The sequence below is a fragment of the Treponema medium genome, assembly GCF_017161265.1.
Lineage (GTDB): Bacteria > Spirochaetota > Spirochaetia > Treponematales > Treponemataceae > Treponema > Treponema medium.
The window spans coordinates 1,589,428-1,613,859 of record NZ_CP031393.1 but is presented as its reverse complement, the minus strand read 5'-3'; the positions used below and the strand labels follow the sequence as shown (position 1 = coordinate 1,613,859).

The following is a 24,432-nucleotide window of genomic DNA, read 5'->3' as shown; positions in this document are numbered from 1 at the left end:
CTATTGTTCCTCCACAAACCAGTTTTTATATCCAAGGAAGCTGCCATATAAGGCGCGTATACGAGTACGCCTCCGAATACAAGTGTCCTCTATGATAATCGGCAAAAGTTCGCGAGCAAGTGAATCAACCTGCCACTCATTTAAAATTTTTTTTACTTCTTTTACATTTCCGGATTTCATTTGAATCCGATCGCCGCCGCGCCTTGATCTGACGGAAATGGGAAGTGTAAAAGGACCTACTCCGCAGCTTTTATCCTCACTATCCCGCACAAAAATACCGTTGGCAGTGTGATAAACTTCCAACTGTCCCAAAGGATACGCATATTTGCCGCATTGCGGAATAGTCAGAATGTATGACTTTTGATTATACAGCGTAAGATAGACCGTGCTGTTAAAAAGCAGGATACGATTACCACGGCGTTCCAACCGGAGAGCGCCGGCAGCAGCAATCTTTGAGCGAGTGTCAGCTTGCTTTTCGAGAACAATCGATGCAGCCTCCAAAGCATCCGACACCGCCGATGCCTCAGACATTGTTCCCTCCAATGCAGCCTCCGATATTTCCAGCGTTGCCGATGCTTCCGGCGCCGCTCCCTTCAATATTTCCGGCGCTACCGTGAGTTCGGACGAAAGCCTAAGGAGTATGCCCAGCGGAACCCGTGTCCCGATACCGAGCCGGCGGCACCCTTGTTCAAGCACCCTGAGCCGCAGCGCAGGATGGAGCGAATCAAAGAAATCCGCTGCGATTACAAGCGCACCATACTTGCATTGCTCCCAATTTGCCGCGTCGGCCACGCTGCTTGCATTGTCAGCCATACCGGTAAAGGTTTCGCGCGCAGTGGCCAGAGATTCCTCGCAAAATGAACGATCCAAGGCAATCCGTTGCAAAGTTTTATCCAATCCGGTGCGCCATCCGCCGAAGGTCATAGCCAATGCCGGTACTAGATGGTGCCGGATTCGGTTGCGCAGATATGTATCTTCCGCATTGGTGGCATCCTCGCGCCATACGATACCCTGCTGCCGTAAAAATGCTTCTATATCGCTCCGTTCTACCGTGATAAGCGGACGTAAATACCGTCCGCGCCGTACCGGCATCATCGATAAACTTGCCGTGTTGCCGCCTTGGAAGAGCCGCATCAGCGCTGTTTCATATACATCACTCCGGTTATGCGCCGTTACGATATAGTCGGCATCAATGGAAGCGGCGGTTTCTTCAAAAAGCCGGTATCGAAGCGCACGTGCGGCATCTTCGGTTCCCCGATTGCGTTCCTTTGCATAACGCTCCACTTCCCCGGCGGGGATTTCCGCAACCACACAAGATACCGGCGGCTCCAGACGGCTGCACAATTCGGCGACAAAAGCTGAATCGGCAGCGCTTTCTTCCGCACTTCGGATATTATGGTTAACCGTAACTGCGGTTAAACGGCAGCGAAGCCGCCTCTGTAATTGATGAAAGGCTAACAGTAATGCCGTAGAATCAGCACCGCCCGAACACGCAAGAAGAAAGCGACAAGGAATATGTGTTAAAAATGGTTTAAGATTGTTAAATACGGCATCGATGAGCGGATGAGAATACATACAATGAAAAGAATAAAACGTTTTTGAGGAAAAGACAAGAACAGAAAAAAAAGTGCAGGTGTAAGACCTGCACTTTGATAAGAAAATTATGCCTTTGCTTCCGGAGCGGCAGCATCCGCGGGTGTGGCACCCTCTGCAGAAGCAGCTTCTTCTGTGGGTGCGGGAGCTTCTTCTTTGGCAAATTTAACCATTGCAACCGCTAAATCGGGATCCGTCAAAACCTTAACACCTTCGGAAACTTCAATATCCCGAACGTGAATCGCTTCGTTAGCGCCGAGTTTTTCAACATTGACCACAATACGCTCGGGCAAGTTACGCGGCAAACATTCAACTTCAAGTTCCGCAATACCGGTTTCCAAAACAGCGCCTTGGCGACATGCTTCAGGAGACCCGGAAAGCCGAATTTGAATTTTAGTCCGCAACAGCTGACCGCGTTCAACAGCATAGAAATCCGCATGGAAAACCTTATCGTTTACGATATCATATTGATAATCTTTGATAAAAACTTCAAACTCGTCTTTTTCATCAACTTTAACGGTAATAAGCGTACTTTCAGTAACTGTTTTGAATAATTTTTCAAAATCGCGATAGGGAACATCAATAGCTGTCGAATGCCCCGCATTATCATAAATAACGGCAGGTAAACGATTGGCTCTACGGCATTTTGCAGTAGCAGCTTTTCCAAAATCTGTTCGGCGGCAGGCTGTCAAAACTCTCTCTTCCATAATCAGGAACTCCTTTGCATATAAAGCAAACAAGAGGCTCCTTCTGTATGAAAAGCCCCTTTTTTATATTTACATTCATATAAAGTCAACACGGATTATTTTGCAACAAAATAATCCGTATCTCCTTCAGACTGGGACGGTAGGATTCGAACCTACGGAATGACGGCACCAAAAGCCGTTGGCTTACCACTTGCCGACGTCCCATTATAAAAAACCATGCATTCATGCACAGTAATTCTCATATTTTTATAAACCGATCTGCATACCATCGGTTCTAGCTTTCTGCACAAGCCTCGTATGCGGAAAGTATCTTTTCTTGCAGTACCGATCGGAATTCAGGTGTTATCGGATGAGCAATATCCTTGTACGCACCGGTCTTAGTTCTGCGGCTCGGCATCGCAACAAAAACACCTTTCTCCCCTTCAATAAGCTTCACATTATGCAGTACGAAGCAGTCATCAAAGGTAACGGTTGCATAAGCCTTTAATTTGCCTTCAGCTACGGTCTTCCGGATCTGGACATCAGTGATCGTCATACTATGCCCCTCCTTACGGTAGACTTATTATACACCGCAAAGTATTCTTAGGCAAGTAAAAGGAACGGTTTACACCAGCTCCATCTTTTTGCCAAGACTTGGAAAGCGGAAGCCATAAGGCTCTCAGAGCTAAACAATCCGAAAACAGCCGAACCCGACCCGCTCATCTGTGCAAATGCTGCACCTTGTTCGTAAAGCTCTTTACGCACACGACCGATAACGGGGTAGCGCTGCTCAAGCGCCGGCTGAAAATCATTTACAAAACACCATCTTCCAAGCGGATCATGATACTGCTTTATCAGCTTTTCATATCCCCATGCTTCATATTCGCCGGATAGTATTCGCTTTTGTTTATCCAAAAGCGAATAAGCTTCTTTCGTTGAACTCTGCACATCCGGCCAAATCAGGATACCGAAACAGTCAGTACGGGATTGTATCGGCTCAAAAACCTCTCCCCGTCCTGTAACAATTCCAGCAGCGCCCCTAAGAAAAAATGGCACATCGCTACCGACTTGTAAAGCAAGTGTTGTAAGCTCTGAATCGCTCAACGGCATTTCAAAAAGCTCATTTACGCCCTTCAGTAAAGCAGCCGCATCGGATGAACCTGCTCCTAAACCGCTTCCTGCAGGGAGATTTTTTATTAACCGAACCTTTATGCCCGCATTAATTCCTGTTGCGCCTTTAAACACTTCCCATGCTTTAGTCAATGTGTTCTCAGCCGGTAAAGGCAATACAGGAGATTCAACCGTACAACTGTGCGAATCGCCTGATTGTGTTATGGAAAGATAATCCGCTATTGAAATACGCTGAAAAATACTTTCAAGGTTATGAAACCCATCTTCTCTTTTTGCCAGAACCTTTAGATGAATATTAATCTTTGAATACGCACAAAGACTAATTGCATCGGCACTCATGCTTGAAGCATTATTCATATAATATGAGTTTTGTCAACCGCCCCAAATATCTCCAAAATATCTCCGATCCGGCGGATGTGTGCTTTACATCTTGAGTTTTTTGTAGGTTTCTTCGAGCGGGTGTACTGCGCCGCCGAATTTCGGGAAACTCGGCACGGCATCACCTGATTTCCGCGGAATAAGGTGTATATGCAGGTGAAAGATCGTCTGCCCTGCACATTGATTATTTGCATTGAGCATATTGATACCCTCATATCCGCAGTCAGTCACACAATGGTTAGCGACTTTTTTTACCGTATCCATTACGTGATGGAGCGTCTCTTCGTCCGCATCCAAGATATTCGTCACATGCTTCTTGGGAACGACCAGCATGTGACCGTCAACATCTTTTGCAATATCCATAAAGACAATTGTGTATTCATCTTCATAGATTTTCATGCACGGAATTTCACCTTTAATAATCTTACAAAAAATACAATCATCCATACGTTAGCTCCTTTTTTTTCATTGTAAGAGGAAACCTCTTTGCCGTCAATCATACGTCTTTTGAAAATATACGACACATCTACTGCGCCGTCTATTTTTAAAAGGCTTACGGCAAGCTTTTCTTTTCCGTAAGCAGGGTAAACGCATCAGACAGAGTAGGTATAAATCGCGGAAAAATTGAGACCGTGAGATCATTTGAACCGCGAAGAGGTTCAACTCTGGTCGAACAGCCTTTTTATTTTGCGGGAATATCCGGAAACCGTCTGATGAAGTTGCCCTCCTTCTGTGTGAAATTTTGTCAAAAATTTCACACATTTTATTTTACCAGAAAGGTAACCTCATCAGACAAATAGAACAAAATCGCAAAATAAAGAGGCTGTGAGACCATTTGAACCGCGAAGAGGTTCAACTCTGGTCGAACAGCCTCTTTATTTTGCGGGAATATCCGAAGACCGTCTGAAGAGGTTACCTTTTACTTGACTGATTTTTTTTTTTATGCTAGCGTTTTGGCATGAACGACATCACAATGCCGCAATTGTTGCAACAAATTACAAAAAAATATCCGAATATTGCCGCTCAATATTCAAAGAATGAGCGAGGCGATTTTATTCCCCTCTCCTACTCTGATGTTTTTGATCGGGTATTGAGTTTTGCAGGCGGACTGTTATCCCTCGGCATCACGCGAGGAGATAGAGTCGGCCTTATCGCAGATAATCGGAAAGAATGGTACCATGCCAGTATGGGGATTATGGCGATCGGAGCGGCTGATGTTCCGCGCGGCTGCGATGCAACCGAACAGGATTTGGTACGCATTTTATCTTTCGCTGAATGTACGGCTGCTGTCATAGAAAATCGGGATCAATTCATAAAAATTCTGAAAAATCAGCCGCAGTTCCCGCTGCTTAAAACGCTCATTGTTTTTGATCCTTTTGATATTCAAGATGAAGAACTCAAAACAAAGGGCGACACTTCCCGCTTTACAATGTACAGCTACAATGAGATTATCGAACGGGGTATGGCATATCGAAAAGAACACCCCGAAGCGGTTGAACAGGAGCTGGAAAAAGGCGGCGATACGGAAGTCGCTACGATCATTTTTACCTCCGGTACGACAGGAGAACCCAAGGGTGTTATGCTGACACATAAGAACTTTATTGTGCAGCTGGATGACCTTAAAACGAGAGTTATCCTCTATCCCGGTGAAAAGGCGATCGTAGTACTGCCGGTATGGCATAGCTTTGAGCGGCTCTGTGAATATGTTATTTTGGCTTCTGCCGCGGGGATGGTGTACTCCAAACCGGTGGGAAGCATCTTGCTTGCAGACATTGCAAAAACCAATCCGGCACTGTTCCCATCGGTGCCGCGTATCTGGGAGTCCGTCTATACCGGTGTTTTTAAGGCAATGAAGCAGGCAGGCGGCATTAAGCAAAAACTGTTCAACTTCTTTGTCGCGGTAGGTCTGTTCCATGCACACCATGCGCGGAATGTTAAAGGGCTTAATCCTCATTTTGTTTTTTATACGAAGATCACCCGTCCGATTGTTTCCTTTATACCGTATCTTCTCACCCTGCCGCTCTATGCGCTGGGTAACGTGCTCGTGTTTAAAAAGATCCGTACCAAACTCGGCACCAGCTTCCGGCAAGGGGTTTCAGGCGGAGGAGCGCTACCGCCGAATATCGATGCTTTTTTCTGGGCGATTGGTGTAAGCGTTACCGAAGGCTACGGTTTAACCGAAACTGCACCGGTTGTGTCGGTTCGCCCGCTCGGACGCCCCGTATTCGGCACTATCGGGAAGCCGCTGTCGTGTACAACGGTAAAGATTGTCGATGACAACGGGAAAGAGCTGCCGGTAGGTCAACTCGGTACCGTAATGATCCGCGGCACCAGTGTTATGAAGAGGTATTACAAGCGGCAGGATTTAACCGATGCGGTTATCGATAAGGATGGTTGGTTCGACAGCGGCGACCTCGGCTTTAAAACGCTTGACGGCGAACTTATCCTGCGCGGCAGAAAAAAGGATACGATTGTACTACGCGGCGGAGAAAATATCGAGCCGGTACCGATAGAAATGAAGCTGCAAGAATCCTCGTTTATCGCGCAAGCTGTGGTTCTCGGGCAGGATCAGCGCTTTTTAGGAGCGCTCATTGTTGCAGACGAAACAGAGGTTAAAAGCTATGCGGCAGAGCAAGGGATACTGGCAGCCTCATTTGAAGAACTGCTGGTAAAACCGGAAATCAAGAAACTGTTTGAACAACAAATCGCTTCGCTGATAAACCATGAAAACGGCTTTAAGCTGTTTGAACGGATTAATCGTTTTGCGCTCCTTGCCAAACCTTTTGAAGCAGGTGTGGAACTTTCGGCAAAGCAGGACATAATGCGCTATAAGATCACTACATTATATAGTAAACAAATCGACACTTTATTCGCCGATTAACGGAAAAATTCTTACATTTTTCATTTTAATCGGCAGTCCCAACGCAGTGCATTCGTCAAAACTATACATCCGTGTATCGTTTTGACTGCGATGTTGCGGCATGCCAAAACATCGCTGCTATTTGGAACCACCGCCGTCCGTAGCGGTAGAGAAACGGCGGATATTAACCCCTGTACGAATCAATTACGAATGAGAGACGCACAGCTTGTACACAGCTATAGCTTTTTGCTCAACACCGCCACTGCGCGCCATTTTCTCTCTTTTTTCCTTGCATTTTTTCTCTATCCGTTTTACACTAAAGAACATAAGGAGTATGCAAATGACGCAGAAAAAAGTTTTTAAAACACTGTTCGTTGTTCTGGCGGCCGCATTTATGCTGTTCCCGTCGTGTAAAACAACTGAATCCGCTCCGGCAGCTGTATCAAAGCAATACAACGCTATTGAAGCAACAGCGCCGGCCAATCAAGTGGATGTGCTTCTATTCAACGACTTTCACGGTAACGTCGCGGAAGATGCCCGTCCCGGTAAAGGGAAAAATGCCGGTATGGCAAAGCTGCTCGGCTATGTGCACACCGCACAAAGGGAAAACCCGAATACGATTGTCGTAGCAGGCGGTGATAACTACCAAGGTACAGCAATTTCCAATTTGACCTACGGTGCACCGGTTTCCGCAATGATGAAGGCAATGGGCGTATCGGTATGCGCAGTCGGAAACCACGAATTCGACTGGGGCGTAAAGCACATGAAGGAATGGCAGAAAGACGGCAATTTTACTTTCTTGGCGGCAAATATCGTCGACAAAAACACCAAAAAACCTGTCTCGTGGGCAAAGCCATACGCGATTATTACCAAAGGCGGTTATAAAATTGCGTTTGTCGGTTTAGCTCATCCCGATACGGTAACCCTCACAAAAGCGGAACATGTCAGCGGTTTGGAGTTTACCGATCCCGTTAAAGCCGGACAGCAATGGGTTGACTACCTGTTGGCCGGAAAAGCTAAAGAAGGGAAACCGGATGCCATCATCGCATTAACCCACATTGATTCCGATCAGAAGGGTGAAGAAATCACCGGAAATGCAGTTGCTCTTGCTCAAATTAAGGGGTTAAACGCAATATTATCTGCTCACAGCCATCGGCCGGTACAGGGCGCTGTAGACGGTATGCCGATTATGCAGGCTTACTGCTATGGACGCGCAGTTGGAAAGCTCAGCATCACCTTTGATGAAAATAAAAACATCGCTTTGATTACTCCTGCCCTTGATGAAATTTGGAAGCACAAAGACACTATCGTCGAGGATGAAGAAGGTAAGGCCCTCTATGCAAAATACGATGCCGACCTAAAACCGATCTTAGGCGAAGTAATCGGTACTGCTGCTGCTGAGTTTACGCACGAAAGAAAGGATAAGGGCAGCAACACCTTGCTCGGCGTATGGGCTTCTGAAGCTCAGCGGAAAGTAGGCAAAGCGGACATCGCCATTCAAAACGGCGGCGGATTACGCAGAACGCTTGCGGCAGGAAATATTACCGTCGCCGATCTATACGAAATCATGCCGTTCGACAATTACTTGGTAGTGTTCGATCTCCCCGGTTCGGAAATCAAAAAGGCAATTGATCACGGTATTATGAACCCGAATATCACAGACGGACAGTTTGCAGGATTAAAGGTTGAATACGACAGTACCAAGCCTTTTGAAAACAGAGTAACTTCTATCGCATTGGCAGACGGTACTCCGCTCGATATGAACAAAACATATAAGGTTGTTGTCAATGACTTTATGTTTACCGGTGGTGATAAATACGACTTCTCGAAGGCAACGAACGTCGTCGAAACATACGTTCCGATTCGTGATGCCCTAATCGACGAAATTAAAGCGGCAAAAACTATTACGCCGAAAGCTCCGGATTACATCAAAGATATCAGCAAATAACTGATTTGTACGAGGGAACCTCTAAAAAACTAACCGACTTGCAGTTTTTAGAGGTTCTCAGTTGATTTTTAATGCATAATTCACTCATTGGTAACGTGGGGAATATGGGAGATTAGTAATTATGCTGATGCGTTATCTATTATCGAATTCTTTCAGATCTCTATAGTTAAAAAATGTAAAACTTTTCTGATTCTTTCCAGCCAAAAACCTTCAAAAGTCATATAGGACTGTAGGAGGTGTGAATGAAAAAATTACCTAACGTCCCAATGCAGTTCACCGCCCGGAATGACTATGCATTTAAGAAGCTCTTTGGTACCGAGGAAAATAAAGATATTATGATCGAATTTCTCTCGTTGGTCACAGATTTGCGTAAAACCGATTTTGATGATGTCCGTATCGAAAACAGTGAACAGCTTCCCCGCTTCTATAACGACAAAATCGGACGGCTCGATATAAAAATTCGCTTACAAGACGGCCGCAAAATCGATGTGGAAATGCAGAATACCTACTTTGATTACTATCCGAAGCGCAGTATTTTTTATTGTTCAAAGTTAATCCATGAGCATTTTATCAGTGGATTCCAGTATTCAAACTTGAAAAAATGTATTGCAATCAATGTACTGAACAGTCCCTTTAAATTGAGCCACAAGGTACATTCGGTGTATCAGATACGGGAAAGCGAGGAACAAACACTTTTGGATGAACTATTAGAGATTCACTTTTTAGATCTAACAAAACTCAACAAAAATAATTTGACAAGCTTAGAGAAATGGCTTATGTTTATCAAAACAGACGATAAGGAGGTAAGGCAGGTGCTAGCACAGGGAAATCCGATAATGACGAAGGCAAAACGAGTGATGGATATCTTTTATCTGGATGAACAAGAACGCAAGCGGTATGAGGCAGCGTGGGAATATGAGAGCGACCGGCTATCAATGATAAGCGAATCTGAGCGGAAAGGTCTTGAACGAGGTCTCATTGAAGGTAAATCTCTTGGACTTGCAGAGGGTGCGCGCCAAGCAAAGCTCGAAACGGCAAAAACGATGCTTACTATGGGCTATCCGCTCAGTGATATTTGCAAAATTGCCGGACTCTCCCTAGCCGAAGTAGAATCACTTAACTAATATGTAATCAGCCGGTTATAGAGTACAGTTGCTATAATCGGCATTATATTTTATATAGCGATTATCCCAACATTGAAGTACTGGAACTTGAAGAAGCGAATGGGCATTTCTAAAAACTCGGTTAGATTTGCTTCGCATCCTTCGGAATAGAAATGCCCGACGAGTTTCAATTTAAGTTTTTATACAATAGTGGCTTTCATCACCGCCACGGATGGCGGTGGTTCCACACAGTCGCGATGTTTTAGGCGTAAGACTAAAACTCGCCGATGAAAAATGTGCAAGGACGTACATTTTTCATCGCAACATCGCAAATTACATCTAAAGAAAACCTCTAAAAAGCTGAGGTTTTTAGAGGTTCCCTAATGAGGAAAACGAATATTTACTTAAAGTCTAAAAAAATCTTACTGCTGGCACTTACCTGCATATCCGTATGTGCTCAGCTTTATGCTCAAGATACTGCAAAAAATACAAACGCCGAAACGGATGCAAAAGATAAAGGATTGGCGGAATATTACGACACGCAACTTAATCTGCCGAAGAATCAGGTGGTAAAAGCGCGCGTTATTGAAATCGTATATGATGACCTTGCGGAAAGCAGGCCGGATGTTCCGATTGAATCCGACTTCCGGTATCAGCATTTAAAAATAGAAATTTTAACCGGCAAGCATAAGGGCGAAGTTTATACCGTCCGCAACACTATTGAACTGGCAATTCCGTACCGGCTTATCTTCCGGCTCCATGAAAAAATGATACTGCAGGTGGACGAAGATGAAGAAACCGGCAAGATAATAAACTTAAAAATCTATGAGCGCGCACGGGACACAAAAGTCTATGCACTCATTGTAATCTTTGCAGCGGCGCTTATCATCGTCGGCAAAAAAAACGGCCTCAAAGCGCTGATTACGCTCGGTATTACCGTAGGTCTTATTTTCGGTATTTTTCTCCCGTGCATTATACGGGGTTTTAACCCGATCTTATTGGCGCTCGCCGTATGCAGTTCCGCGACGGTTATCACGCTGCTGATCATCAGCGGCAACAATAAAAAAACATATACAGCCATCATAGGTACAATCGGCGGGGTTATCATTGCAGGGATATTCGCATTTATTGCCGGTAAGATACTCATGCTGACAGGGCTTGGAAACGAGGACGCGCAAATGCTTGCCTTTATACCGCAGCACCGTAGGATTGACTATCAAGGTTTGTTGTTTGCAGGTATTATGATCGGTGCGCTCGGCGCGGTGATGGATGTGGCAATGTCCATCTCATCGGCAATGTGGGAGATTATTTCCGTAAGCCCCGACATATCAAAAAAGCAACTGATAAAGTCCGGCATGAATATCGGCCGAGACATTATCGGCTCGATGTCGAACACACTGATTTTGGCGTATGTCAGTACCTCAATTCCCGTACTGCTGCTGTTTATTCTATTCTCCAACGGATTTACCGAAATTATCAACCTCGAACTTTTAGCCTCCGAGGTACTGCGCGCAGTCGCCGGAAGCATCGGGCTTATCTGCACCATCCCGATTACGGTGCGTCTTGTGGGGAGATTTCATCGTAAATTGTGAAGTGTAAGCTACCATCTCTTGAGTTGAAAAACATACCACAAAATACGAATTAACACGATTACTTTTTATTTTTTTACTATTACAATCAACAGCCCCGACGCAAGCGTCGGGGTTTAACCTCTCCGCACGAATAAAATTACAATGCAATTTGCAACCGCTGTTTCAATGCGTTTTGTAGCTCTTGTGAAAAATTAACCCCGGCTTCTTCCGCTTTATAATTGAGCCATGCCGGAATAGTAACAGTTTTCTTTATTGCTTTTTCAGAAAACTGTTTGCGCCAAGCATCAGTGTCGGCTATTACATAATTCACAAATCCGTTTTTTATTTTGATTTTGGATATATCACTCGGTTTCGGTATCTGTTGCCGATGATCTTCATAATGAGCAAGCATCATAGCTATGGCATCCTCTGCCATTTCTATTGCTTCCGTGATTGTTTCGCCAAATGTAAAACAGCCGGAAATATCAGGAACTCTTACACCTATTTTTCCATCATCGTATTCAAAAATAACGGGATATGTATATTTCATATTATGCCTCCTTTTACTATTTTAAACCTGCTTCTTTGAGAATATTATGCGCTGTTCCTGTCGGAATATCACCTTTATGCCGAGGTATCGCAATCATTTTACCTGTCTCTTTATGGATTGCTTTATCGTGTTTTGCTCCGGCAGTAATTTCATAACCGGCTTTTTTTAATAGTTTTATAATCTCATCTGCTGTCATAGCATCACCTTATGATACAATTATAACACGTATAAGCACGTATTTCAAGGTATCGCGATTTACGAAATAATTGGAGAAGTTTCAAAATCTAAAGATTTTCTCAACTGCTGTATTTTAAAAAACGATTTTTCAGCAGCTGCTCCTCTTCTTCGCAAATTCTTTTTGTCCACCCACTGCTACCTCCCCGCATCTTCCACAAGACGCAAAAGCGCCGAGCCGAATTTTTCCGCTTTTATTTCACCGATACCGAATACGTTCAGCAGTTCACGTACCGTGCGCGGCTTTCTGAGGATGAGGTCTTCGATTGTTCTATCTCCGAATATAACGTAAGGCGGAACGTTTTCTTCCTCGACAGCATATCTGCGCCAGTCTTTTATCGCTTCATACAACAACCGGTCGGGACAGACCGGTAGCTTGTGCGATATTCTCAATCGATAGTCCTAAACCGAAGAAATTCTTTGCCGTTTTAAGCACTTTGGGGAATTCAATGAAAATTCGCACTCCATTTGCCAAAAATTGGGAATGGATATCGCGATACCCATTCCCAATTATTTATGTTCCGCTGTTGCCAATTAAGGTTGCGCAGTTGTCAAACAACCATCTGAGCCGACATACCAACGAGTGCTGCCTTTCGGCGTTACGGTAAACTTGGTGTAGTTTTGCGGTGTACCATCCGTTATATTGCCTGCAAGCACTTGCGTAGTCGTATTGCAGTTTTCAGGCGTTATGCAGGCTGCGACTTCTCCCAGCGGGTTCAACTGACCGTCAACGGTAATCTTTCTGCCGTTCTTCAAATACACGTCGTTGTCTGCATCAATTCTTGCACGGCCGGACATCTTTACTGTAACAGCGTCAGTACCATCCCAAACCTGTATCCCTGCACCTTTTCCCGGTGTGCCAATAGTATTTCCTCTAATTGTACCGCCGGACATATCAAGCAGCGCGGGACCATTATTTATTCCGAGCGCCACTCCGCCGCCGCCTTTTTCGGTGTTATTGACTGTGTTAGCAGTATTGCTTTCTATGTTGCCGCCGGTCATGTTCATGGTACCGCTTAATACCTGAACGCCACCTCCATGGTTACGCGCCGTATTATTCCGAATAGTGCCGCCTTCCATGGTAAATATACCTCCGCCAAACGCCTTAACGCCGCCGCCGTTCCCTGCTGTGTTGTTTTGTATTTTACCGCTGCTCATCTCGCCGTGTGCGCCGATTTTGTTCAGGTAAATACCGCCGCCATCTTGGGTTGCTTCGTTTCCGATAACCTGTGCGCCGCTCTGCACCTTTAAGGAGCAGCCTTCACCGATATAGATACCGCCGCCCAAGCCGTTGTCTGGTCCGGTTCCGGTTGCTTTGTTTGCCTCTCCTGTGCCTATGCCGCCTATTATGGCGCCGTCTTTGATTGTTATGGTGGAAGCCTTGCTATCGCTCTTTTTCGTATAGATGCCGCCGCCGTTTCCGTTTGGTGCGGTGTTACCGGTAATGGTGCAGTTTGTTATGTCGACGGTTGCGCCGCTTACGCAGATTGCCCCGCCGCAACTCGCCGAGCAGCCGGTGATAGCGTTTGAGCCGTTCATAATAAGCCAGCCGTTTTCGTTTACATAAATTCCGCCGCCGTATGCGCTCGCAACATTTGCAGAAAACGTTGAGTTTTTCATAATAATACCACCGGATTCAACGTATATTCCGGCTCCGTCTCCATGCCAGTGGCTGTTAGTTATTGCCTTGCAGCCGGAAACGATTACATCGCTGAGCGATACCCTTCCCTTTTCAAGGGCTATACCGCCGCCTTTTGTACCAAGTTTGCCAGCGGAACCGTTGCCCGCATAGCCGTTTTTAAGTGTAAGTCTTTTGAGCGTGAGCATTTTGTTGGATTCCACCTTGAAGATGCGATGCGGTGTTGCAGGGGCATCGCTCGGCGGAGTGCCTATATGGTTGCTGTTCGCATTAAGAATATCTGAAGCCGCGTCGGTCGCCCCCTGTATCGTAAGGTCTTTGTCGATGACGATTTCGCCCGAGTCGCCGATGGCGTTCGTCGCTTTAATTTCGCCGTCTATGGTGATGACGGTACCGGCAGGGGCGATTCGTACAAGCTTTCGCAGTTTTCGCCATGCATCGGGACTTGCATTTGCATTTATGGTTTTAGATATTTTTTCTAAGGTTCCATCATTTTTTATTGCCCATACATACTCCGGATCAGAGTTCTGCGTTACGGTAAACTTGTCGTGTTCACCGTTTGAAAACGGAGTAGTTCCGGTAAGCACTTGTACGGTCCGTTGTAAGTTTCGGGCGTGATGCGGGCAACAATAGGTTCGGTACTCGTCAAAGCGCTGTCTATTTTAATCGAAGCGCCGGCCGCAAGATACACATCATTTTCGCCCGGCGTGTTTACGTCTTCTTCGGTTGACGGGGTAATCACGGTTTTTCCTGTCAACGCAAGTACCCCGCCATTTCCGCCATTAACCCTGCCATAACGTAGCTGTATATTATCCAGAATAAGCTCCGTGCCTCCACGTATGTTGAATATCCGACCATTTTCGTAGGCGTTTATCGTATGGCTCGGATGGCCGGAGTTTGGCCGCAGGGTCAACTTCTTACCGTCCGTTACTGCTATTTCGGTATTGCCATATCGTAAGGAGCGGTAAGGTCGCTGCCGATGTTAATCCCAATTTCATTACCGGCAGGGGCGTTTTGTACGACATTTTTCAGCTCACGGTAGGTGGTAACAGCTCCTATCACTTTAATATGCAGTGTGGTTTTATGCCCTTCTACGCCGTCTTTTACAGCCCATACGTTGAGGGTATGTGCTCCTGGTGTGGTTACGGTTATGGCTCCGCCGCTCGGCGTCTGTTCAGCTTCACTATCAAGCCTATATTTTACCGTTGCAGTGCTGCCTGTCCGCGGGGTAAGCAAGAACTGTGCTTTGTCGGTTAAGTTGTAAATAGCCAGCAGCGACGCTTCAGTATAGCTTGACACATCGGGTATAATGTCTTCGGTAACATAACCTTTCGTTGCTGCAGAAATATTTTTCTGATCAGCGGTAGTGCTGAAATCCTGTTTTAGTTTAAGAACGGGAAGCTCCTGCCGCAGCAGTTTTACAAAGAATTCTTTTTCATTGCTTTCGGCATAGCCGGTTAATGAGGCTTTGAGGGTAATTTTGTAGAACGCTTCGTTTTCGCTGCTGTCAAGCGCCGGTAGGTTTACGGTAACAGGCGTCGTACCGCTTACAGAGCGTATCTCATTCCAGCTCGAGCCATCGTGCTTATAAATAGCTCCCGTTATTCCGGCTCCGCTGTGTGCAGTTGCCGTCAATGCTTTTCCATCCATACCCGGGAAGGAGAACGGAGCGCTTTCCGTTGTTCCCGTTATTGGAGTTACGCCGTCAAGTAATTTTACATCGGGCAATTTGAGCGTATCGGTGCTGATCTTTATCACCTCGGAACTAAACCCCAGCTCGTCTTTTACGCTGACGGCGTACGATGTTGCGGGGCCGTCTACTTTGACATTGGTCTTTAAGCGGAGTACCCACTCCGTACTATGACCTGTCTTTGTACGGAGTGCAACTTTTCGGGGGATTTTAGTACGATACCGTTATCTCGTCTAGCCCCTCGGCTTTCTGTTTAAAGTCTTGAGGTGTATCGATATAGAAAGTTTCTTTATAGAGAGGCGTAAAAATCGTTCCCCTTATCATCCGTAATCAAGAATACCGGCAAGTCTTTGACCGAAATCAGCTGCACGGCTTCCATTCCCAAATCAGGATAGTCGAGGACTTTACGTGCGGTAATATGCTTTTCCGCAATCAATGCCGCAGCGCCGCCGATGGTACCGAGATAAAAGGCGCCGTATTTTTTACAGGCAGTGCGCCACAGTTCAGACCGGTTCCCCTTGGCGATAGTGATGAGCGCAGCGCCCCTGCTCATCAAATCGTCTGCATAGGGATCCATGCGGTTTGCTGTCGTAGGCCCGAAGCTGCCGATAACGGCGCCTTTCGGTGTTTCCGCCGGTCCGGCATAGAGAATCGGATAGTGCAGCGTATAATCGGGCAGCGGCTTACCGCTTTCCAGCAAAGCCTTCCAGCGGGCATGCGCCGCATCGCGCGCAACCAAAATCTCGCCCGAAAAGAGGAACGCCTGCCCGACCGGGTAGCCGGAAAGCTTGGTACGGGCTGCATCGATGGAGCTGAGATCGACCTTAACCGGCTCCCCATGATGCGTACCGGTGCCGGCTGTATACGCTGCCGCTTTTTCCAAGTACGGCTGAGGATCGGAAACATTTTTTTGCAAAAAGGCACCTTCACGGTTGATATAACCGACAAGATTTCGATGCGCATTGCACGACACTCCAATAGAGGCAAAGCAGCTTGCCCCATGCCGTGGCAATCGGAACACACGGGCGTGCGCCGCAAGATGAGAACCGCCGAATTGGGCGCCCAAACCGGTTTCCGCTGCAATCTGTAATACCCGCTCCTCCCAGTCCTTACACCGCAACGGACGCACTCCGCCGACCGTATCCGTCCAACGGATAGCGCCGCCGGCTTCGTTTAACGCCTCTACCGCATCCCAATAGCCGGTCGTTGCCAACTTAAGCGTTTGCAAGTTTTGTTCGGGACTCAACCCGCCGATGACAACAGCAATCGTGTACGGCGGACAGGCAGCAGTTCCAAGGGCGGTGATTTTCGTCTGCAAAAAACGCTCAAAGGATTGCGGGTTTAACAGCGCCTTTGTCGCACAGGTAAAATCCGTTTTATTGGAAGAACCGCCGCCCTTCGCGCAGAACAAGAAACGGTACGAAGGCTCAGCGCTTCCGTTTGTGCTGAATATATCGACTTGAGCCGGTAAATTGCTTGCCGAATTTTTTTCATCAAAAAGCGAAGAAGGAATGTTAATAGAAAAACGCAGATTATTCTCTTTATAGGCTTTTCCGACGCCTGCAGTAAGCGCTTCCGTATCGGAACCGAAAGGCGCGGTTCCATTCGCAGCGTTTAAGGCCGAAGATACGGCGGCATCTTTCCATCCAAAGACTTGCGCAACGCCCGTGTCCTGACAGAGCGGCAGCGTACCTTTTGCCGCAATGACGGCATTTTCCAGCAATTTAACCGCAACGAGCCGGTCGTTTTCAGAAGATGCGGGATCGCACGCAACATTCAGTAAACTTTCCAAATGTTCTTGAGGAAAGGTAAAGGATAAGCGTTTAAACGCTTGCTCTGCAAAAACAGCGAGTACGCTGCTGTCCACTGTTAATCCGTTTCCGCACTGCTCCGCCGCAAGGTCGGAGACGGGGATAATCTTTTCAAATTCCATATAAAACCTTGTTAATCTTCTTCCTTATTCAAAGGAATCAATGGTACCCGTTCAAGTTCGGCATCTTTTCCATATACCGACTTAACGGCTTTTACGGCAGCATCAAAATTATCAGTCCTTTTTACATCGGTTATATCATAAAAAGGTTTGCTACACTTGCAGGTAAAATCGCCAATATATACATAGCGTACATCATCCGGCACTTCGATTTTAGCTTGTAATGGTACATTTACAAATAGTACTTCCGAACCGGCAAAATGATATTGCAGACTATGAATATTAATATATCGTTTTCCATAAGCAAAAGGAAAGGTTATCATAGCGAAATCGATATCCCGAGCATCTTCTTCCGGCATTCCCGCCAGAGGCATTCTGACATTAGAAGCCTTAATGGCTACTTTATCCGTTGTACTGTAATAATGACCGATGTTCAGTTTTGAAAAATACATGTGAGAATAGTTTGCAAAAAACTCTGTATCGGGTAACGGTTGAATTTTTAGAGAAAATACGATAACAACTTCATTCTTTGTAGGAGCTTTTGGAGGCTTTTTATCAGCGGCAAAGAGATCCATACCGGTAATAAAAACAGCAATAGCAATAATAAGCGAAACAATGGTGCATTTATTTTTTCTCATTTTGAATCTCCTCTATTCTTTTATCAATAAGAGCTTCCCAATCCGTATTTTTAAATTGGACTTTCATCTTAATTAATGTTTTCAGTTCATACTCAGATTGCTCACTACGAGGGTAAAGAGAGAGTGTTGCCGAATAGCCCTTCAGCATAGCGCCTTTAATTATAAAATCATAAGCGCCTATAAACTGCAAACCTGCTTTTTGCGTAGTAAATGCAATATTACCTTCTTTTCCCAAACTGGGACTGTAATACGTAATGGAATTTGTAAACCAGTTATCATAGCGAAGCTGTACAAGTTGGAAACTAAGATTTTTTGCAAGAGGAGAAAAGCAAAAAGAGCCGCTTCCCATCAATAAAGGCGTTACATAAAGAGCTTCCTTAGAAGAATCCATTTGGACATACATATGAACCCCTTTTACATTCACATATCCATAGACGAGACAGTCTGTTTTAGGATCACCCATTGATTGTACGGTAACTTGCTTACCGTTTACACTTGCTTTACCTTCTTCCGCTGCCATTTTAAGATTGCTGAATAAGATACACGAAGTAAATACCGGTATTATGCTGAGCAAATATATAAGTACCGCACCCTTCTTAAGGATTTTTGTTTTCATTATTGATATCTCCTTTCAATATACTTAGAATCGTATTGATACGTTGATACGAACTCCGGGATTCGTCTTTTTTATTCCTTTTAAGTATGTTCGTGCAATAAAATCGGCACCGAACGAGAGTGTTGTAAAACTCACCGGTACAAATTCAACGCCGGCACCGTAATGTACAAACGTATCGATCGGAGGAATGAACAGTCCTACTCCGACAAATGCTTGCGGTGCGATATATACAACATTATTGATATTGATCGGTATCTGCCCGCGCAATTCAGGACAGAGTCCGAATGTAAAGTTAAAGGAACCACTTCTTGAAGAACCGAATGAAGACTTATCACCACGAGCAGTAGCATCGCGCGGCTTATCGATAATAGCCGACATCCCGACCTCTGCATATTTAAAGCTATAAAAGAAACCGAAAGAAAAAGCCGATATCCAACGTCTATCCCTACTAAAGCCAATATACGATAAGGGCATTCTCATTTTTGTAGGAATTTCGTCAATAAAGACCGAAGATTTTCCCGCAGTTTTTTTCTCCTTCTTTGCACTCTTTTTATTTTGAGTTGAAGAATCGGTACCGATTTGAGGAGGCTCATTCAGACTGGCACCGTCCATCTGCCATGAATTATAGGATTTTTTCCAAACGGTAAAAAATTTCGACTTCTGAACTTCATCATACAGAACAAATTCATAACCGTTATCAGCCTTTTTCAAACTACCGATATCCGTACCTGCATCGGGTAAATAGGTATTTTCCTCCGGATCGACAGTAGTGTAGATATCATACGCAAGAGCTGTCCTAATTCCGTTTATAGGATTCCCAAAAATCGACGCGGCTAATATTTCATTTCTAAAAAGCTTCGGAGCCTTTCGCAGCGCTTTCAAGTATACATCAAGCCCGCTTTGGATCGCGTAATCTTCGGAAACATAAATGGTTAACTTTCGGATTCGCTTTACAATCTCTTTATTTTTGTCACTCTCTTTATCGATTTTAAAATTTTTACAAGATTCAGCAAATATATTTAAAGAAGCAGTTAAATCACGTTCGATTTTTTTATTTCCGGCAAAAGCTTTCTCATCCATAAATTTAGTGATCGTAGAAGCAGGAATTGCAAAATTAGTTGCCTGTCGAAAAACAGCCTTTGCGGAGTTAATACCGATAATTTCGTATCCCGAAGGCGCATTAGCAGCCTTTATCAATAAGGGACCGCCTGAATTTCCGGAATCGATAGGTGCGGAATGCTGAAGAAAAGTAGATATTTTCGGATCGATATCATCGGGCAGCCGCGCACGCGCATTTGTTATGGTACCTTTTCCAAGCTGCCACATTGGTTTTCCAGCCAGCCCCGGATAACCGGCAGACCAAGCATCGATTCCGTCGACAGGCGCTTTTGACGCAAAAGTTAAATAGGAACCAGCTTTACCGTTTGGTACTTCGGCAATGGCAAGATCCAATTCTTCGTCAACAGCAATAATTTTACAGTTTTCGATTTTTGTGGTTTCACCATTAGCATCTTCAATTTCCAGCGTAAGCGATGTCGCATAAGCGGCAACATGATAGTTTGTTAACACATAGTCTTTTTTATTTTGTCCTTTAATAAAAAAGCCAGATCCGAACACACCTTCTTTTGCATTTTTAAAAAGATCAGCCAAATCCGAATACCCAGCCGTCTCCAGTTTATCCGACGCATCTTCCATAAAGGCAACGGTTTTCTCGCTGTAATTCGGTTTTACAATACAAACAGCATTTCTGATATCTGCAAACGCTACCGTAACACTGAGAAAAAAAAACAAACAAATAATTTTGTTCTTCATGAACATCTTCCTTACATACTATGCATAGTCTCTTTGTTATATGGTATAAAATTTATCGTATTCTTGTCAACATTCGGTACATGCGTAAATTTCCGTTCTGCTCCAATGGTAGTCGGCGGACCATGCCCCGGAAAAAGGAGAAGCGCATCATCATGAATAAATAGCTTTTTTTCAAGCTGCTCCGCAAGCGTTTTTGCAGCGAAACTATGAATCGTACTGCCGGTCATCCCTGCGGTAAGACTATCGCCGGTAAAAATACAGTTATCTATCTTAAATAGATAGGAATCGGGCGAATGACCGGGCACCGAAAAACATTCAACAGAAAAACCGGCAATTGAAAGTGTACAATCACCCCTCAGCATTTTTCCGTGTTTACCGACCAATGCATGATCCGCCGCATATATGCGCGGGTTGTAAATTTTTAACAGCGTCGAAAGCCCGTACCTGTAATGACGAATATGATTATGCGTAATACAGACAGCGCTGAGTATATAACCATTATCTTCGATATGACCGATCACTTCTCCGGTTATCTTTCCCGGATCGATAATCAACGCTTCTTTGCTTATCTCATTGCCGACAAGATAGCTGTTTACAAAACCTTCATTCAAATAATGAGGATATATTTTCATTTTACAAATTCCTCAGTATCAAAATGAGCAACACGAGTATTGGAAGATTTAAACGATACATCATCATAGATGTTTTTAAAAAAAGATACCTTCTTTATATTGCAATTTTCGAATGGTGTTTTATGCAATGAGCATCGAATAAAACGGGAACAGTATAAATCTGAATCTTTAAAGCCGCATTCGTACGTTGTAATCCCTGTAAAATTATTGATGAGCAGTTCCGAATCGGTAAAAACGGTGTTTCCAAAAATGCTTCCTGCAAAGCAGGAAAACTGAATATCTACTTTATCAAAGGTACAATGTACAAAGCGGGCAAAGTCAAAAAAAGAGAGCCGAACCCGTGTCCCCGTAAAGGAACAATCCGTAAAACAACTATGCGCAAAGGAGCAACCGGTAAGTTTTTTCCCTGAAAAATCAATGCCGTTAATCGTAAGACCGGCAAAATTCATACTGTTAAGATCAGAACCCGACTCAAGCGCCGAGGTGAGATTCTTATGAGATAATTGTTTAGTCATGTCGAACATACCGGTAAGCTCCAGTTGAAACAGTGTTTGTACCTATTATATCGCCTTTATCTTATTTGTCAAAGTTAGAGTATGGAAATCAGCAGGGGAATTGATGACTAGCGTAAGGGCATCTTTTAAAAACTGAAGTTAATCAGGGCTTGCCTATTTTTATAGAAAAATAAAAGATTTTGTGATATACTCAATCCATCTTATCTAAAGAGAGGCAACATTTATGTCTTATGAAGCAATGGTAGAGCAAATAAAAACTGTTCCTCAAGAATGCCTGGTTGATATAGAAAATTATATACAATTTGTTTTGTATCGATACAATCTTAATTGTAGAACTGAGAAAAATAAAAACTTATCAAAATATTTCGGTTCTGTGAATTTCAATAAGGATGCGCTTGTACTTCAAAAGGAAATGAGAGATGAATGGAGTTGACTGTCTTGCAGACACAAATGCATTGATTTATTTGCTTAACGGCAATTCTTGTATGTTTCCTTATCTGGAGAAAAATCTTGCATTATCAATAATTTCAGCAATGGAACTTTTATCTTTTTCCGGAATGACTGAAACGGAAGGACAAAGTATAAGATCTTTTATAAATGACTGCACGGAAATCACACTGTCAAATGATATAAAAGAAAAGACAATAGAAATTCGTAAGAAATATAGAGCAAAACTCCCTGATGCAATTATTGCAGCTTCTGCTATCGTAAATGGCTTACCCCTTATCACTGCTGATAAAGGTTTTAAGCAAATTGAAGAATTGGATTTACAAATAATTGTACCAATTATGTAACAAAAACTAACGAGCAGTTCAAGACAAATAGATTTTTTCTTCATCACGAAGGCAAAAATGGCTTGAAATATACCCATAATATTGTCCAATCCATTGATTTTTCTCGACTACATCCTTGTACGAACTTTGTGCATCGGTACCGCCACGGATGGCGGGCGTATTGAGCAGAAACGATGTTTTGCCTTTGGCAAAACTCGCAAGTCAATTTACAACACGGATGTTGTAAATTGACGCAACTCGCTGCTGCTTATAACCACCGCCGTCCTTGGCGGTTCTGAAATACCTCTGCCGTCAGCCTTTTGAAATAGACTGTCCAGAAGTGTACATCCGTGTACACTTCTGGACGCGAGTTTTTGCTCACGCAAAAACATCGCTGTTGCGTGAAACCACGGACATCCTTGTCCGTTCTGAACACCCTTTCCGTCAGCCTTTTGAAATAGACGGCGTAGATACAAGGCGCGAGCGAAAATTAACCGCAGGCGTATCTTTGATACGTTGAGGATTAATTTTCGCGCAGCAACGCAGTAGATACACCGTATATTTCAAAAGGACTAGGCGTGCCACTCCATCTCCTGATCCATCGGATACATCGGACTCGGCAAATATTTGTAGTGCAGACGGGAGAACACTTCGTTGGTACTGCCATCGGTGAGCACGAGCATCGAGCGTTTTGCAATGGCGCGGATTTCCGGTTCAAGGTAGCCAAGCTTGACGACGATGACCTTGCGCTCCGTAGGTTCAACGCCGAGCGCCCGCATCATTTCGGGGTCATAGCAGCCGACATGCTTTGACGTTATAACGACATCGACGCCGCCGACATCCAAGAGCGCCATATCGCTGTTCTGAGCCTCTGCCCATGCCTTGCACAGTTTTTTTACCGTCGCTTTTACTTGAATGGGAGAACTCTTTTCCTTGTCAAAGGCGGCGCCGAGCGTCCCCTCTACAACGTTTCCTTCTCCAGCTTTAAAGGCGGCTGCAACTAAGGCGGGGTCGTAAAAAGCCTGATAACACAGCGGCGGGTTTAACGAGGTTAAGAAGGGATCGGCAAGGATTGCCTTTAAGAAGTTAGTTACATCCTGCGAAGAACCGGCGGTAGGATTGTCGCCTGAGTCGGAAAGCACTACCGGATAAACGCCTGATTCAACACTGGAGCGTGCATGGACAAGGGCGTCGGCGGGTTCGCGGGTTTCGTTGTAAAAGCCGAATTCTTTTCTGGTATCCCAGAACAACTGAGCAAGCTCCCGTGCCTTTTCGGTTGCAAGCTGCTTATCTCCGTCGGTTACCACCATCGCCGTAACACCGTTGTCGGCAGTATCAGCCCATGGAAAGCCAAGCAGATAAGAGGCTGCCATAATGTGCGGCTGCTTTTCATATTCGCGCAACGTTGCCGTTAGCTTTTTCATCGGTTCCACACTGGTTTCAGATTGTTCACCTGCGATAAGGAACGGAATCTTAACTGCCGACATAACCGGCCTGATGCCCTTTTCCAACGTCTCGATAGTCATCCGCGCCGCATGAATGCCGATTTCATACGTGTCCGTATGCGGGGCGCACTTATATCCTACATAGCCGTCTACATAGTCGAGCATCCGCTGCGAAATTGTTGCGTGCATATCAAGCGATGACAAAATAGGAATGTTGGGGCAGATTTTACGGATATCTTCCAGTAAATCGCCTTCCGCCTCGCCTATTTCGCGCACCCGCATCGAACCGTGCAGGGAAAGACACAGCGCATCCAGCGGCAGCGCATCCTTAATCGCCTGCAAAAATTCTTGTTTTAACGAAAGGTAGTAATCTTTGTCCCATTCGCCGTTCGGAACCGCCCGTGCAATAAGCGTCGGAATAACCTCGTATCCCGCTTCTTTCAGCGTTGCAATCGAACCGAAAACGGAACTTTGTCCCTTTCCCTCTAAAAGATCCTTTCCCCGTAATACCCAAATATCATCGGGTCCGGTGGTAATCGGATTAAAAGTATCGGACTCATGGTGCATACCGCCCACAAGCACCCGCTTTTTTCTATTCATTAAAAAACTCCTTCAATATGAACAAATACAAATCCCCAGCAGCTTTCGATAATGTAAAAAATATTGAGAACCTCTAAAACCGTCCGGA

The 24,432-nt window shown here is 44.9% G+C and carries 24 protein-coding genes and 1 tRNA gene; 6 read left to right on the top strand and 19 right to left on the bottom strand.

Annotation, left to right across the window (positions count from 1 at the left end):
• The 6 genes from tilS to DWB79_RS07100 form a co-directional block, all read right to left on the bottom strand.
• Complete coding sequence (tilS, locus tag DWB79_RS07125; RefSeq protein ID WP_016523361.1) at window positions 1-1,575, bottom strand: tRNA lysidine(34) synthetase TilS; 1,575 nt, start codon at window positions 1,573-1,575, stop codon at window positions 1-3.
• Window positions 1,576-1,661: 86 nt separating this feature from the next.
• Window positions 1,662-2,300, bottom strand: coding sequence for a 50S ribosomal protein L25 (locus tag DWB79_RS07120; RefSeq protein ID WP_016523360.1), 639 nt, complete (start codon window positions 2,298-2,300; stop codon window positions 1,662-1,664).
• Window positions 2,301-2,431: 131 nt separating this feature from the next.
• Window positions 2,432-2,504: transfer RNA gene (locus DWB79_RS07115), tRNA-Gln, on the bottom strand.
• A 70-nt stretch (window positions 2,505-2,574) separates the two neighbouring features.
• Window positions 2,575-2,835 carry a septation regulator SpoVG gene (gene spoVG / locus DWB79_RS07110; RefSeq protein WP_016523359.1) on the bottom strand — a complete coding sequence of 87 codons (261 nt, stop codon included), beginning with the start codon at window positions 2,833-2,835 and terminating at the stop codon, window positions 2,575-2,577.
• Between the two features lie 47 nt (window positions 2,836-2,882).
• Window positions 2,883-3,767 (bottom strand): 4-(cytidine 5'-diphospho)-2-C-methyl-D-erythritol kinase, encoded by an 885-nt coding sequence (gene ispE / locus DWB79_RS07105; protein ID WP_016523358.1) that lies wholly within the window; start codon window positions 3,765-3,767, stop codon window positions 2,883-2,885.
• A gap of 66 nt (window positions 3,768-3,833) precedes the next feature.
• On the bottom strand, window positions 3,834-4,235 hold the full coding sequence (locus tag DWB79_RS07100; RefSeq protein ID WP_016523357.1) for an HIT family protein: 402 nt from the start codon (window positions 4,233-4,235) through the stop codon (window positions 3,834-3,836).
• 511 nt (window positions 4,236-4,746) lie between these two features.
• On the opposite strand from DWB79_RS07100, the gene DWB79_RS07095 reads away from it, so the two are divergent.
• The 4 genes from DWB79_RS07095 (at window position 4,747) to DWB79_RS07080 (ending at window position 11,291) form a co-directional block, all read left to right on the top strand.
• Window positions 4,747-6,669 carry an AMP-dependent synthetase/ligase gene (locus DWB79_RS07095; RefSeq protein WP_016523356.1) on the top strand — a complete coding sequence of 641 codons (1,923 nt, stop codon included), beginning with the start codon at window positions 4,747-4,749 and terminating at the stop codon, window positions 6,667-6,669.
• A 319-nt stretch (window positions 6,670-6,988) separates the two neighbouring features.
• On the top strand, window positions 6,989-8,596 hold the full coding sequence (locus DWB79_RS07090) for a 5'-nucleotidase C-terminal domain-containing protein (RefSeq protein ID WP_016523354.1): 1,608 nt from the start codon (window positions 6,989-6,991) through the stop codon (window positions 8,594-8,596).
• 242 nt (window positions 8,597-8,838) lie between these two features.
• Window positions 8,839-9,720 (top strand): Rpn family recombination-promoting nuclease/putative transposase, encoded by an 882-nt coding sequence (locus DWB79_RS07085; protein ID WP_016523353.1) that lies wholly within the window; start codon window positions 8,839-8,841, stop codon window positions 9,718-9,720.
• A gap of 362 nt (window positions 9,721-10,082) precedes the next feature.
• Window positions 10,083-11,291, top strand: coding sequence for a YibE/F family protein (locus tag DWB79_RS07080; protein ID WP_016523352.1), 1,209 nt, complete (start codon window positions 10,083-10,085; stop codon window positions 11,289-11,291).
• Between the two features lie 136 nt (window positions 11,292-11,427).
• Here DWB79_RS07080 and DWB79_RS07075 read toward each other — a convergent pair whose 3' ends face one another.
• The 12 genes from DWB79_RS07075 to DWB79_RS07020 form a co-directional block, all read right to left on the bottom strand.
• Window positions 11,428-11,820 carry a type II toxin-antitoxin system HicB family antitoxin gene (locus DWB79_RS07075; protein ID WP_016523351.1) on the bottom strand — a complete coding sequence of 131 codons (393 nt, stop codon included), beginning with the start codon at window positions 11,818-11,820 and terminating at the stop codon, window positions 11,428-11,430.
• A 16-nt stretch (window positions 11,821-11,836) separates the two neighbouring features.
• Complete coding sequence (locus DWB79_RS07070) at window positions 11,837-12,016, bottom strand: type II toxin-antitoxin system HicA family toxin (RefSeq protein WP_016523350.1); 180 nt, start codon at window positions 12,014-12,016, stop codon at window positions 11,837-11,839.
• 176 nt (window positions 12,017-12,192) lie between these two features.
• On the bottom strand, window positions 12,193-12,447 hold the full coding sequence (locus DWB79_RS07065) for an HRDC domain-containing protein (protein WP_016523349.1): 255 nt from the start codon (window positions 12,445-12,447) through the stop codon (window positions 12,193-12,195).
• A gap of 141 nt (window positions 12,448-12,588) precedes the next feature.
• Window positions 12,589-14,280, bottom strand: a complete 1,692-nt coding sequence (locus tag DWB79_RS07060) for a hypothetical protein (RefSeq protein WP_016523348.1) — start codon at window positions 14,278-14,280, stop codon at window positions 12,589-12,591.
• The gene (locus DWB79_RS07055; protein ID WP_016523347.1) at window positions 14,226-14,606 is read right to left on the bottom strand and encodes a hypothetical protein; all 381 of its coding nucleotides are present in this window, start codon (window positions 14,604-14,606) and stop codon (window positions 14,226-14,228) included. The genes DWB79_RS07060 and DWB79_RS07055 overlap by 55 nt, the downstream gene beginning before the upstream one ends.
• A gap of 20 nt (window positions 14,607-14,626) precedes the next feature.
• Entirely contained in the window at window positions 14,627-15,451 is an 825-nt protein-coding gene (locus DWB79_RS07050) for a hypothetical protein (protein WP_016523346.1), read from the bottom strand.
• Between the two features lie 221 nt (window positions 15,452-15,672).
• A complete protein-coding gene (locus DWB79_RS07045) occupies window positions 15,673-17,316 on the bottom strand; it encodes a fumarate hydratase C-terminal domain-containing protein (RefSeq protein WP_016523345.1) in 1,644 nt (547 codons plus the stop codon).
• Between the two features lie 11 nt (window positions 17,317-17,327).
• A complete protein-coding gene (locus tag DWB79_RS07040) occupies window positions 17,328-17,951 on the bottom strand; it encodes a hypothetical protein (protein WP_016523344.1) in 624 nt (207 codons plus the stop codon).
• Window positions 17,938-18,567, bottom strand: a complete 630-nt coding sequence (locus tag DWB79_RS07035) for a hypothetical protein (protein WP_016523343.1) — start codon at window positions 18,565-18,567, stop codon at window positions 17,938-17,940. Before DWB79_RS07035 ends, DWB79_RS07040 begins: the two co-directional genes overlap by 14 nt.
• A gap of 24 nt (window positions 18,568-18,591) precedes the next feature.
• Window positions 18,592-20,379, bottom strand: a complete 1,788-nt coding sequence (locus tag DWB79_RS07030) for a S1C family serine protease (RefSeq protein WP_016523342.1) — start codon at window positions 20,377-20,379, stop codon at window positions 18,592-18,594.
• Between the two features lie 11 nt (window positions 20,380-20,390).
• Window positions 20,391-21,011 carry an MBL fold metallo-hydrolase gene (locus DWB79_RS07025; protein WP_016523341.1) on the bottom strand — a complete coding sequence of 207 codons (621 nt, stop codon included), beginning with the start codon at window positions 21,009-21,011 and terminating at the stop codon, window positions 20,391-20,393.
• Window positions 21,008-21,535 carry a pentapeptide repeat-containing protein gene (locus DWB79_RS07020; protein WP_016523340.1) on the bottom strand — a complete coding sequence of 176 codons (528 nt, stop codon included), beginning with the start codon at window positions 21,533-21,535 and terminating at the stop codon, window positions 21,008-21,010. The genes DWB79_RS07025 and DWB79_RS07020 overlap by 4 nt, the downstream gene beginning before the upstream one ends.
• A gap of 214 nt (window positions 21,536-21,749) precedes the next feature.
• On the opposite strand from DWB79_RS07020, the gene DWB79_RS07015 reads away from it, so the two are divergent.
• Together DWB79_RS07015 and DWB79_RS07010 are read left to right on the top strand one after the other, a co-directional pair.
• The gene (locus DWB79_RS07015) at window positions 21,750-21,959 is read left to right on the top strand and encodes a hypothetical protein (protein WP_016523339.1); all 210 of its coding nucleotides are present in this window, start codon (window positions 21,750-21,752) and stop codon (window positions 21,957-21,959) included.
• Complete coding sequence (locus tag DWB79_RS07010) at window positions 21,946-22,320, top strand: type II toxin-antitoxin system VapC family toxin (RefSeq protein WP_016523338.1); 375 nt, start codon at window positions 21,946-21,948, stop codon at window positions 22,318-22,320. The genes DWB79_RS07015 and DWB79_RS07010 overlap by 14 nt, the downstream gene beginning before the upstream one ends.
• 551 nt (window positions 22,321-22,871) lie before the next feature.
• On the opposite strand, the gene DWB79_RS07005 is transcribed toward DWB79_RS07010, so the two are convergent.
• Entirely contained in the window at window positions 22,872-24,344 is a 1,473-nt protein-coding gene (locus tag DWB79_RS07005; RefSeq protein ID WP_016523337.1) for a M81 family metallopeptidase, read from the bottom strand.
• Window positions 24,345-24,432 lie beyond the last annotated feature (88 nt).